Origin of the sequence: Streptomyces sp. NPDC059564 (assembly GCF_042735575.1) — a bacterium.
GTDB lineage: Bacteria > Actinomycetota > Actinomycetes > Streptomycetales > Streptomycetaceae > Streptomyces.
Genome location: NZ_JBHWBP010000240.1, coordinates 1 through 12,066, shown reverse-complemented (window position 1 = coordinate 12,066; position 12,066 = coordinate 1). Strand labels below are relative to the sequence as shown.

10 protein-coding genes and 1 pseudogene are annotated in these 12,066 nt (G+C 72.0%); 5 read left to right on the top strand and 6 right to left on the bottom strand.

From position 1 onward, the window contains the following. The 5 genes from ACFV0Q_RS29605 to ACFV0Q_RS29585 all read left to right on the top strand — a co-directional run. Window positions 1-998: methyltransferase (locus ACFV0Q_RS29605; RefSeq protein ID WP_385009432.1), on the top strand; the 998-nt coding region annotated here is incomplete at its 5' end. Further along, window positions 995-1,564 carry a sugar O-acetyltransferase gene (locus ACFV0Q_RS29600; RefSeq protein ID WP_385009431.1) on the top strand — a complete coding sequence of 190 codons (570 nt, stop codon included), beginning with the start codon at window positions 995-997 and terminating at the stop codon, window positions 1,562-1,564. The genes ACFV0Q_RS29605 and ACFV0Q_RS29600, both read left to right, overlap by 4 nt. A 55-nt stretch (window positions 1,565-1,619) precedes the next feature. After that, on the top strand, window positions 1,620-3,299 hold the full coding sequence (locus ACFV0Q_RS29595; RefSeq protein WP_385009430.1) for a glycoside hydrolase family 13 protein: 1,680 nt from the start codon (window positions 1,620-1,622) through the stop codon (window positions 3,297-3,299). Window positions 3,300-3,311: 12 nt separating this feature from the next. After that, window positions 3,312-4,562, top strand: coding sequence for an ATP-grasp domain-containing protein (locus ACFV0Q_RS29590; protein ID WP_385009429.1), 1,251 nt, complete (start codon window positions 3,312-3,314; stop codon window positions 4,560-4,562). 258 nt (window positions 4,563-4,820) lie between these two features. Beyond that, window positions 4,821-5,927 carry a SagB/ThcOx family dehydrogenase gene (locus ACFV0Q_RS29585; RefSeq protein WP_385009428.1) on the top strand — a complete coding sequence of 369 codons (1,107 nt, stop codon included), beginning with the start codon at window positions 4,821-4,823 and terminating at the stop codon, window positions 5,925-5,927. A gap of 44 nt (window positions 5,928-5,971) precedes the next feature. On the opposite strand, the gene ACFV0Q_RS29580 is transcribed toward ACFV0Q_RS29585, so the two are convergent. From ACFV0Q_RS29580 to ACFV0Q_RS29555, 6 genes and pseudogenes are all read right to left on the bottom strand, one after another. Then, entirely contained in the window at window positions 5,972-6,727 is a 756-nt protein-coding gene (locus tag ACFV0Q_RS29580) for a class I SAM-dependent methyltransferase (RefSeq protein ID WP_385009427.1), read from the bottom strand. A 14-nt stretch (window positions 6,728-6,741) separates the two neighbouring features. Beyond that, window positions 6,742-7,950, bottom strand: a complete 1,209-nt coding sequence (locus tag ACFV0Q_RS29575; RefSeq protein WP_385009426.1) for an aminotransferase class V-fold PLP-dependent enzyme — start codon at window positions 7,948-7,950, stop codon at window positions 6,742-6,744. Further along, entirely contained in the window at window positions 7,947-9,266 is a 1,320-nt protein-coding gene (locus ACFV0Q_RS29570; protein ID WP_385009425.1) for a pyridoxal-phosphate dependent enzyme, read from the bottom strand. Before ACFV0Q_RS29570 ends, ACFV0Q_RS29575 begins: the two co-directional genes overlap by 4 nt. Further along, the gene (locus tag ACFV0Q_RS29565) at window positions 9,263-10,759 is read right to left on the bottom strand and encodes a Y4yA family PLP-dependent enzyme (RefSeq protein WP_385009424.1); all 1,497 of its coding nucleotides are present in this window, start codon (window positions 10,757-10,759) and stop codon (window positions 9,263-9,265) included. Before ACFV0Q_RS29565 ends, ACFV0Q_RS29570 begins: the two co-directional genes overlap by 4 nt. A 141-nt stretch (window positions 10,760-10,900) precedes the next feature. Further along, window positions 10,901-11,452 carry a GNAT family N-acetyltransferase gene (locus tag ACFV0Q_RS29560; protein ID WP_385009423.1) on the bottom strand — a complete coding sequence of 184 codons (552 nt, stop codon included), beginning with the start codon at window positions 11,450-11,452 and terminating at the stop codon, window positions 10,901-10,903. 76 nt (window positions 11,453-11,528) lie between these two features. Beyond that, window positions 11,529-12,066 (bottom strand): annotated as a pseudogene (locus ACFV0Q_RS29555) (hypothetical protein); the annotation flags it as partial.

Sequence of the window (12,066 nt, the reverse complement as noted above, 5' to 3'; positions counted from 1 at the left end):
CTTCCGCACAACAGGTCGTCGATCTGATGTGGGCGCACTGGAAAACGAAGACCATGCTGAGCGCGCTCGAACTCGGAGTCTTCACCGAACTCTCCCGGGGCCCCCTGGAATCCGGCGAACTGGCCGGCCGCGCCGGAGTGCACGGCCGGGTCGCGGCCGACTTCTTCGACGCGCTGGTGGCCCTCGGACTCCTGGACAAGCACGACGGGCGCTACGCCAACTCCCCGGCCTCCAGCGAGTATCTGGACCCCGGCAGACAGGAGGCCTACCTCGGCGGCAGCTTCCTGGCGCGGAGCACCGGCATGGCCGACGACCTCACCCGGGTACTGCGCTCGGGGGAGGCCCTGAACGGGGCGTCCACCGGCCGGGACTACTACGCCTCCCTCTACGGGACCTCCGGCTCCGTCCGTTCGTTCCAGCGCGATATGACGGCCCTCAGCATCGACTCCGCGCGCGCGATAGCCGGGACGTTCCCCTGGGAGCGCCACCGCACCCTGGCCGACATCGGCTGCGCGGAAGGAGCCCTGTCGACCCAGGTGCTGCTGCGCCACCCCCACCTCACCGCGACCGGGTTCGACCTGGCGCCGACCCGCGAGGGCTTCCAGGCCTACACCGAAGGCCACGGCCTGGCCGGCCGGCAGGTCTTCCAGGAGGGCGACTTCTTCGAGGACGACCTCCCCCGGGCGGACGTCATCGTCTTCGGGCACGTGCTCCACAACTGGGGTCTGCGGGAGAAGAAACTCCTGCTGCGCAAGGCCTACGACGCCCTGCCCCCGGGCGGCGCCGTACTGGTCTACGAGACCCTCATCGACGACGAACGGCGCGACAACGCCATCGGCCTGATCCTCAGCCTCATCATGCACATGGAAGTCCCGCAGGGCTTCGACTACACGGGTGCCGACTGCGCCGGATGGATGCGCGACTGCGGTTTCACCGACACCCGGGTCCAGCACCTGGCGGGCCCGGAGTCCATGGTCGTGGGCAGCAAGCCGCGATGACGGACGCGATCGACGAGATCAGGGGCCGCATGGCGGCGGGAGAGCCGTACCTGGCCAACGACCCCTCGCTGCGCCCCCACCGCAAGCGGTGCGAAGACCTCCTGGACCGGTTCAACGCCACCTCGCTCGCAGACCAGCGGGAGCGGGACCGGATCCTGGGGGAGCTGCTGGCGGACGTCGGACCCGGGGTGCGGGTGATGCCCCGGTTCCTCTGCGAATTCGGGTTCTTCATCAGGATCGGGGAACGCTCCCGGATCAACTTCGACGCGGTCCTCCTCGACTGCGCGCCGATCACCATCGGCTCCGACGTGCGCATGGGACCCCGCTGCCAGCTGTACACCGCGAACCACCCCGAATCCGCCGAGCTGCGGCACGGCATGTGGGAGAGCGCCGGACCCATCACGATCGGGGACGGCGCCTGGCTCGGCGGAGGCGTGATCGTCCTGCCCGGAGTCACCATCGGCGCCAACACCATCGTGGGCGCCGGCAGCGTCGTCACCAAGGACCTCCCGGCCGGGGTCGTCGCCGTGGGGAACCCGGCGCGCGTGGTCCGCCGCGTGGGTTGAGACCCGTACGCCCCGCCCTGTCCGAGTCGGCCCCCGTGTGTAAAGGACATCGACGGTGCACGCAGAGCGATCACCGAGGCCGCCGCGCGGCTGGTGGTGGAACGCCGTGGTCTACCAGGTCTACCCGCGGAGCTTCGCCGACGGCGACGACGACGGTACGGGGGACATCACCGGGCTCCGGGCCCGGCTCCCGTACCTGGCCGCCCTCGGCGTCGACGCGCTGTGGATCACCCCGTGGTACCGCTCGCCCATGGCCGACGGCGGCTACGACGTCGCCGACTACCGGGACATCGATCCCGCGTTCGGGACCCTCGCGCAGGCGGAGCTGCTCATCGCCGAGGCCCGGGCACTGGGCATCGGCCTCGTCGTCGACATCGTCCCCAACCACCTGTCCGTGGAGCACGCGTGGTTCCGCGCCGCCCTCGCGGCCCCCGCGGGGAGCCCCGAGCGCGAGCGGTTCCACTTCCGGCCCGGCCGGGGCGGGACGGGCGAGCTGCCTCCCAACGACTGGCGTTCCGAGTTCGGCGGACCCGCCTGGACCAGGACCACGGACGCCGACGGGAAGCCGGGGGAGTGGTACCTCCACCTCTTCACCCCCGAGCAGCCCGACCTCGACTGGAACCACCCCGCGGTACGCGCCGAGTTCGAGTCGGTCCTGCGGTTCTGGTTCGACCGCGGCGTCGCCGGGGTGCGGGTCGACTCCGCGAACCTGCTGGCGAAGGACCCGGACCTCCCCGACCTGGCCACGGCCTCCGGCGGCGGGCCGGGGCCGCACCCGTACGTCGACCGCGAGGAGCTGCACGACATCTACCGCTCGTGGCGACGGATCGCGCGCTCCTATCCGGACGAGCGCGTGCTCATCGGCGAGATCTGGATCCGGGACGGCGCGCGGCTGGCGCGCTACCTGCGCGACGACGAACTCCACGCGGCCTTCAACTTCGCGTTCCTGGGCAGCGCCTGGGACCCGGCCCGGATGCGGGAGACCATCGACGCCTCCCTCGCCACGAGCGACCGGGCCGGTGCCCCGGCGAGCTGGGTGCTGTGCAACCACGACGTCACCCGCACGGTCACCCGGTACGGCAGGGCGGACACCTCCTTCGACTTCGCCACCGTCGCCTCCGGCATCCCCACGGACCTCGCCCTCGGGACCCGGCGCGCCCGCGCGGCGGCCCTGCTCACCCTCGCCCTGCCCGGCTCCGTCTACCTCTACCAGGGTGAGGAACTGGGGCTTCCGGAGGTGGAGGACCTGCCCCCGGAGGCCCGGCGCGACCCCGTCCACTTCCGCTCCCACGGCGAGAACCCGGGCCGGGACGGCTGCCGCGTCCCCCTGCCGTGGTCCGGGCAGGCGCCCCCCTTCGGGTTCGGCGGCCCCGGCTCACGGCCCTGGCTCCCGCAGCCGGCGGACTGGGCCCCGTTCTCGGTGGAGGCCCAGGAGGCCGACCCCGCCTCCCCGCTCCGCCTGTACCGCCGCGCCATGGGCCTGCGGAACTCCCTGGCCTGCCTGCGGGACGGGGCCTTCGGCTGGCTTCCGGCCGACGAGGACGTCCTCGCCTTCCGCAGGGGCGACGGCCTCGTCTGCATGGTGAACTTCTCCGCCCGTCCGGTACCCCTGCCGGACGGGCACACCGTCCTGATCTCCAGCGATCCGTCGACGGACAGCACCCTCGCACCGCACGCGGCCGTCTGGCTCGGCCCCGCCCCGGCCGCCGGTCCGGGCCCGCGGGAACACAAGTAAAGGTGGGACATCATGGTGGTAAACGGATACGTCGCCCTCGTCGACGCGAGCCCCGCCTGCCGCTCCGGCGGCCTGGTCGGCGCGTTCGAGGAACGCGGATACGCGGCGATCCACGTGCAGAGCACGCCCGTGCGCCCGAAGTTCTACGAGCCGGTCGTGCCCACCGGCTTCGCGGACGAAGTGGTCCACCACGGCGACCTGGAGGAAACCCTCCGGAAGCTGTCCCGGTACGAACCGGTCGCGGTCATCCCCGACAGCGAGTACGGGGTCGCCTTCGCGGACCTGCTGAGCGAACGGCTGGGACTGCCGACGAACGGCACCGCGGGAAGCACCGCCCGGCGCGACAAGTACGTGATGGTCGAGAAGATCAAGGCGGCCGGTCTGCGCGGAGCGGGCCAACTGCTGATCGAGAACGCCGGACAGCTGGAGGGCTGGCACCGCGAACTGAACGGCAGGATCGTGGTGAAACCCCTCAGCAGCGCCGGAAGCGACGGCATCCACTACTGCGACACCCCCGAACAGGCGGTCCGCGCGTACGAGTCCCTGGTCGGCACGGACGACCTCTTCTCGGAGCCCAACCACAAGGTCCTGGCCCAGGAGTACCTCGCCGGCCCGGAATTCGCCGTCAACATGGTCAGCCGGGACGGGAAGCACCACGTGTGCGACATCTGGACCTCGACGCACATCACCGCGAACGGGGTCCTCGACCTCTGCGACGGCATGGTCCTGCTCCCGTACGAGGGCGAGCGGACCGACCGGATCATCGACTACTGCGAGCAGGTGCTGGACGCCCTCGACATCCGCCACGGACCCGCCCACGTCCAGGTCAAGATGACCCCGGCCGGCCCGTGCGTGATCGAGGTCGCGGCCCGGATGGGCGGTGGGAGCACCGCGCACTACGCGCGGACGGCGACCGGGGAGTCGCAGCTCAACTGGACGGCGGACGCCTACGTCCGTCCCGAACGGTTCCTGGCGCGCCACCGGGAACGGTACGAGGTGAAGCAGTTCGTCGCCGGCGCGCCGATGATCTCGCCGGTCGAGGGGACCCTGAGGGCCTACACGGGCCTCGAGGAGCTGAAGAAGCTGGAGAGCTTCGTGGGCGTACGGGAATTCGTCCGCAGCGGCGACCCGATCGTGCCCACCGTCAACGACCTCACCTATCCCCTGCTCGTGGAACTGCGCCACGAAGTGCTGGAAAGCGTCCTCCGGGACCTCGCCACCGTCCGTTATATCGATGGCCGGGAATTCTACGACGTCGGCTGACCCCGGACCGGCAATCAGTCCCGGAATCCCGTGACTTGGCCGCCCTTCGCACGCGCGGAAGAATGGTGTTCATCAGCGGCGCAGGGAAATGAAATCCCCGAGCCGAATACGGATTGAAGGAGAAGACCATGAAGAAGATCGAGCTCGCCGCCAAGCCCGTCCAGGCCCGCACCATCAAGGTCCACTTCCAGCGCTGACACGTCGAGAAGACCGGTCGGGGGCCGGTGAACCCGGCCCCCGGTCACCAAGGGAGACCCCATGCTGCTGCGCCGCGCGCACAACCTCCTCTGCTACTGGCGTGACGGCTCGTTCGTCATCCAGAACTACCTCAGCGGTACCGAGGTCTCGCTCGCGCCCATGGCGGCCGACATCCTCGCCGCATTCACCGACTGGACCACCGGCGACGAGGCCGTGGAGACGTTCCCGGACCACGATCCGGAATCCTGCCGCGCGGCCGTGGCCGAACTGCACTCCCTCGGATTCCTCGTCTCCGCCGACGAGGGCGAACGCGACGGACGGCTGGCCGAGCAGTGGGAGACCTGGTCGCCGGAGGCCGGCGCGCTGCACTTCTCCAGCAAGGACGCCGACTACACCGAATCCTCGGAGGTCAACGAGGAATTCCGCGCCGGAAAGCGGCCCGCGCTGTTCAAGAACTACCCCGCCGCGGACCGGATCCTGCTGCCCCGGGCCCCCCTCGACGTGGACGCCGGATTCGTCCGCACGCTCTACCAGCGCCGCACCCACCGCAGCTTCCGGCAGGTGAACCTGCCGCTCCCGCTGCTGTCGGGACTGCTCGCGATGGTGTTCGGCCCCAGCGAGTTCCTCGACGGCCACGACTTCGGCGCCCTCATGAAGCGCACCAGCGCGGCCGGTGGCTCCCGCCACGAACTGGAGGCGTACGTCGGCGTCTTCGCGGTCGACGGGGTCACGCCGGGGCTCTACCACTACAACGTCCTCGAACACTCGCTGGAACTGCTGGACCCCGGCTTCACCCGGGAGCGGGCGGCGCACCTGAGCTTCGACCAGGAAGCCGTCGGCGAAGCCGCGATCACGGTGTTCGTGACCGCCGTCGTGGAACGGATGAGCAGCAAGTACCGGGCCCCCCGCGCCTACCGGGTGATGCTGATGAACGCCGGCCACCTCGGCCAGACCTTCGCCCTCACCGCCACCGCGCTGGGCCTGGGGCCCTTCCAGACGGTGGCCTTCCGCGACAGCGAACTCGAGGACGCCCTCGGCGTGGACGGCATCGCCGAAACGGCCCTCTACGTGCTGGCCGCCGGGATCCCCGCCGAGCGGCGGGAAGCCGACGACACCGCCGGACTCGACGCGTTCCGGCGAGCGGTGCTGCACCCGCCCCGGACGTGACGCACCCCGGCGGACGGGGCGGCCCGTCCGGAGCGGGCCCCGACTCAGCGGACCGCGACCACGACGTGGCTGTGGCCGAACTGCCAGACGGAGCCCGCCTGGGCGAACCCCGCCTCGCGCAGCAGGGCCACATGGCCGGACAGGGTCAGGTCGTTGCCCTCGCAGTGCGGGTGGCGGCCGCGGCCGCGCCGTGCGAGGAGCGGCGCCAGTTCCGGATCGGCCGCCGCCTGCGCCCACCACGAGTCCCAGTCCTCGCCGGTGTCCGGGTGCCGTTCGCTGCGCGATCGCCCGACGTGCAGCGCGAGTTCGCACACCCGGTCGGCGTCGGGTCTGATGTGGTCGCCGTTGACGAGGACGCCCCCGGGCCGCAGGGCGCGGGCGAGTTCCCCGTAGACCCGGCGCAGGGTGTCCTCGCCGAGGTAGTGCAGGGCCGTCGCGGAGACGGCCGCGTCGACCGGGCGGCGCAGGGCGAGCGCGTCCAGCCAGCCGGGCTCGCCGATCAGCGCCTCGACGTAGCGCAGGGCGGGCCCGTAGTGGCAGCTGCCCAGCTCCAGCAGCAGCGGGTCGGCGTCGACGGCCAGGACCTCGGCCTCCGGCAGCCGGGCGGCCAGCCGGGAGGCCAGGGCGCCCGGGCCGCTGCCGAGGTCGAGGACGAGCGGCGCCGCCCGGCCGAGCGTCACCCGCTCGACCACGTCGGCCATCACCGTGAACCGTTCCTCGCGGTCGACCGCGTACCGCTGCTGTTGTCTCTCCCAGCGCTCCACCCACCGCGCCGCCGTCCGTGCCGTCATCGTGCTCATAACCACAATGGAAATCATTGCAGACTGGCGAGCGCGGCGACGAGCGCTTCCACCTCTTCAAGCGTGTTGTGCACGTGCAGACTCACCCGCACCGATCCCTCCTTCTCGTCCCGCCCCGCCTGGCAGTGCCCGTCGGAACGCACCATGAAGCCGTGCCCGAACAGGATGAAACCGAGGTCCCGGGCATCGATCCCGCGGCGGCGGAACGTCACGATGCTCGTGCGCCGCTGCACTTCGGACGCGGCCGCCAGGCTCGACCGGCAGCCGAGCACCTCGTACGCCGGCATGCGCCCGAGCGCGTCCGTCAGCCGGGACGCCAGCGCCGAGGTCCACCGCTCGACGCGCCCGGTGCCGGCGGACTCCAGCCAGTCGAGCGCCGCCGTGAGGGAGACGATCCCGGCCGTGTTCGGGGTGCCGCTCCAGCCGCCCGGCCGGAAGACGGGCCCCCGCCGCTGACGGGCCCAGACCGCCCCCGTCCCGGGCAGGGCCATGGCCTTGTGCCCGGAGAACACCACGAAGTCGACGTCGAGGTCCGCCACGGACACCGGCAGGTGGCCGACGCTCTGCGCGGCGTCCAGGCAGATCGGCACCCGCGGGCCCACCGCCGCCCGGATCCGGTCCACGTTCATGTCGGCCCCGTACACGTGGTGCACGTGCGTGGCGGCGACGAACCGGGTCCGCGGCCCCACGAGGGCGGCCAGCGCGTCCGGGTCGTAGTCGCCGGACGACGCCTGGTACGGGAGTTCCCGGACCAGGACGCGGACCCCCTGCCGGGCCAGCAGCCCGCGCGCCTCCAGCCACGGCGACAGGTTCGCCTCGTGGTCGCCGAACGGGACGACGATCTCGTCCCCGTCCGCGAGCAGACCGGGCAGCCAGTCCCGGGCGACGGAACGCAGCCCCTCCGACGTACCGCTCGTGAAGTACACCGAGGACCGGTCCGGCTCCGGATCACCCAGGAACTCCCCGACCCGGTCGCGGGCCCGGCGCACCAGGGCGGTCGTGGCGTTGGCCCACGGGTACGAGCCCCGGCCCGCGTTGGCGTTGGAGGTGGTCAGGTACTCCAGCACCGCGTCGAGGACGGCCTGCGGCTTCTGCGCCGTGGCCGCGCTGTCCAGGTAGGACAGCCCCGGATGGGCGGCGACGATCGGGAACTGGGCGCGCAGCGGACGCTGCCAGGAGGCGAGTGCGGCGATCTCCGCGAGGGGCCCGGCCGCGGCGCTCACTCACGCACCAGCGGAGCGCCCGCGTCCCGCCACGCCACGATGCCCCCGGCCAGGCTGCGCACGTCCGGATGGCCCATCCGGGTCAGCAGCGCCGCGTACCGCACGGACTTCTCGCCGACGGGGCAGGCCAGCAGGATCGGCTGCCCCTTGCCGAACGGCAGTCCGCCGCGCAGGAGTTCCTCGAAGATCTCGTCCACGATGTTGACCGAGCCCTCGATGTGCAGGGCGGCGTACGCGAACGGTCCGCGCAGGTCGATCACCAAGGGGCGCCGCTCCTCGATCCACTTGCGGGCGTCGTGCGCGTCGATCCGCGCCACGGCGCCCAGTTCGGCGTCGGTCAGCGTGGCCACCGAGTTCCGCACCGGGGGCAGCCCGAACAGCTCGGGGCGGCGTCGCCGCAGGTAGCCGACGTAGCCCTCCACCCGGTCGCAGACGATGAAGACGGCCGTCCTGCGCTCCGCCGACGCCCCGTCGAAGGGCCGCAGGTGCCGTACGGCGCCGTGGTACGCGGCTCCGCCCGTCGGCCCCGCGAGCAGCCCGCAGCGGCGCAGCAGCGTCAGCATCCCGTCGATGGCCTCGTCCGAGCCGACCGCCTCGATCGCGTCGTACGTGGCCGGGTCGAACAGGCCGACCTCCTGCACCTCGTCGGCGTTGCGGATGCCGGGTATGAAGTCCGACTTCTGCCCGACCAGGCCCACGACGCTCACCCCGGGGTCCCGCGCCCGCAGCGCCCGGGCCACCCCGGTGGACGAACCGGCGGTGCCCACACAGGCGATGAACCAGTCCGGTGCCCGGCCGTCCAGGTCGGCGATGATCTCGGGCCCGGTGCCGGAGGCGTGCGCCTGCGTGTTGCGGACGTTGAAGTACTGGTCGGTGTGGAGGTGGGCGCTGCCGGGCCGGGTCAGTTCCCGGTGGAAGAGGGTCAGGGGATCGTCGGGGTTGGTCGGGTCGAGGCACTCGGTCTGCCCGGGCAGCTCCTCGATCTCGGCGCCGAGCAGCAGGAGCAGATCCTTGATCTCCGGGACGCGCATGCGGTTGGTGACGCTCTTGAACGGCAGCCCGTGCAGTCCGGCGATGAGGGCCAGGGCCTTGGCGGTGTTCCCGCTGGACAGCTCGACGACCGTCTCGCCGCGCTCCGCGGCCCCCGCCAGGCCGCCCCGGACCATGTTCCAGGCGGCGCGGTCCTTCAACGAGCCGAAGGGGTTGAGCATTTCGAGCTTGGCGTAGAGGTCGATGGTGCGCAGGCCGTGCACGGCCGGGTCGATCCGGACCAGCGGCGTGTTCCCGATGGCCTCCGTGATGCTGTCGTACCTCATCCCTGGTGTCCCCCCGTACGTCCGACCGGCCAGTACTGCTCGTCGAGGCACCAGCGCCAGGACCCCGCCTCCTCGTGGACGGCGACCTTGCGTGCGACGGGCTGCTGTTGCGCGTGCGTGGCGGTGAAGTCCATGCAGTAGCCTGCGGTGTTGGCGAAGGCGAGGAGGTCGCCCGGTCGCGGCAGCCGGGGCAGGAAGACCGTCCTGCGGGTGATCAGGTCCGCCTCCAGGCACAGGTTCCCCACCAGGTGCACGCCCACGGGCCCGTCGTCCGCGGTGGCGGAGCCGTCGCGGGGGAGGAGCACCGGGTCCATGAGCACCCCGTGGTCCTCCAGGCTCACGTCGCCCGCGTTCATCGCGAGCCGCACCAGGGGCTCGGCGGACTCCGTGTGCCGTACGTCCACCACCCGGCCCAGCGACAGCCCGCACTGGTCGGTCAGGGCCCGGCCCGGTTCGGCGTACAGGTCGCAGAGGCCCTCCAGCAGCAGGACGCCGAGCGGCCGGCCCAGGCCGGGCGCGGTCCGCGAGAGCAGCTCGTCGAGGTAGGCGGCGCCCGCGACCGGGCGGTGCGCCGGGTAGAGGCTCAGCGCGCCGCGCAGGGTGCCGTTCTCCACGCGCAGCCCGTAGCCGTGGCCGCCCCGGGTCAGGGGCGGTCGCCTGCCCATGACGGCGTGGGTGAGCTCGGTGGTGTAGCGGTCCCACTGGTCGGCGCGGGCCAGGTAGCTGACGCCGAAGCCGCCGCCGACGTCGACGGCGCGCGGCTGGAAGCCCCGTAATCGCAACTCCTCCAGCGCCCGCAGGCACCCCTCCAGCGCCGTCGCCTTCTCGTCCGTGGCGGTGGTGTCCAGGTGGTAGCCGACGCCGACGGGATCCAGCGCGTCCTCGTGCCGGGCGAGCGTGCCGAGCAGGGTGTCCAGGGACTTGAAGGAGGTGCCGAAGCGGCTGCGGCGCGACAGGGTCCGGGCGCCGGACGTCTCGAACCCCGACAGCCGCAGCACCACCCGCAGCCGCGGCAGCCCGTACGCGCGCACGAGGCGGGCCGCCTCCTCCAGTTCCCGCCCGCCGTCGGCGTGGACCGTGGCTCCGGTCCGGGCGGCGAGCCAGAGGAACTCGGGGTCCTTGGGGCCGGTCGCCATGATCCGGTCCCCGGTGAAACCGGATCCGAGGGCGTGCTGCAACTCCCCGGTGGACGCGGCGTCCAGGGCGGCGCCGGTCGTCGTGAGCCGTCGTACCAGGGCGCTGGAGCGATTGGCCTTGTGCGCGAAGTAGACCCGGCCGGCGAGCCGGTGGCGGCGCAGGACGGCGTGGAACAGCTCGGCGTTGTCCGCGATCCGCTCGGGCAGCACGACGTTGAGGGGCGAGCCCAGGGCGTCCACGAGCCCGTGCAGGAACGGCGCCGAGCCGAGCAGGGACGCCAACGGCGGCTCCAGACGCGGTTCCAGGTACAGCGGTTCCTGGTGCGGCGGTTCCAGGTGCAAGGGGGCGTTGCTCATACCGGCTGTTCCTCCCCGGCGAGGAATGCGCATCCGTGGCGGCGAACGTCATACCACCGTAACCGTTCGGACGCTCATTGTGTCCGGAGCTGCCGGGGGAGGGATGGCGTCAGGCCCCTGTGGGCGGCCGGATCGGGCCGTTCACAGGGGCAGGGTCATCAGGATCTCGTCGCGGTCGTCGCCGGGAGCGACCCGCAGCACGGCGGGGAACCGGCCGACTTCCACCCAGCCCAGCCCGCGGTAGAAGTCCTCCAGTCCCACGCCTCCGCGGACGGCGAGTTTCAGCCGTTCCAGGCCCAGTTCCCTCCGGGCGAGGAGGGCGGCCCGGTTCATCAGCGCGGCGCCGATCCCGCGGCCCCGGAACCCGGGGTGCGTCTGGACGTGGTTGACCACCCCGCAGTGGGCGGCCAGCGGATGCCGCTCGCGGCGGACGATCAGCCAGCCGGCGAGCGTGCCCCCGACGGTGGCGACGAGCAGTCTGTCGTGCTCGGGGGCGAGCCCGCCGAGGAGTTCGTCGACCGCCGGCGCGACGTGGCCGTCATCGACGGGCGGCGTCGGGAACGCCGCCGCGATGACGGCCCCGCCGCCGTTGACCACGCGGGTCCAGCAGTCGACGATCTCCCCCCTGCGCTCCGGGGTGAGGTCCGCCCGGCAGGTGATCCGGAGGAACTCGGGGGGTGCGTACCGCGTCATGCACCCAGCCTGCCAGAAGTCAGGAGGCCGCCGCCGCGGCTCTCGCCTCGGCGGCTGCCTCGAAGTCCCGCCGGGATCAAGGCTGGGCGGGGGGCGTGGGCCGCGGGACCTGGGGGTTCGGGTTCGTCGCGCCCGCCTTGACGACCTTGCAGTTCACGAAGGTCGGGCTCTGGTCTTCGTTGACCGCGAGGACGGTGTAGTTGACGTTCTTCTGGAAGCGCTTCAGGAGGAAGTTGCCGTTCGCGTCCACGTTCAGGGGCTCGGTGGACTCGCCGTCGTTGAGGGTGCGGGGGGCCGTGAATCCCTTGCCCGAGATGGTGACGTACGTGCCGTTCGCCGCGGGCGTGACCGTACAGCTGGCGGTCCCGGTCGGCACTGTCCCGCCCGGCTTGACGACCTTGCAGTTCACGAAGGTGAAGTTCTGGTCTTCGTTGACCGCGAGGACGGTGTAGTCGACGTTCTTCTGGAAGCGCTTCAGGAGGAAGTTGCCCTTCGCGTCCACGTTCAGGGGCTCGGTGGACTCGCCGTCGTTGAGGGCGCGGGGGGCCGTGAACCCCTCGCCCGAGATGGTGACGTACGTGCCGTTCGCCGCAGGCGTGACCGTACAGCTGGCG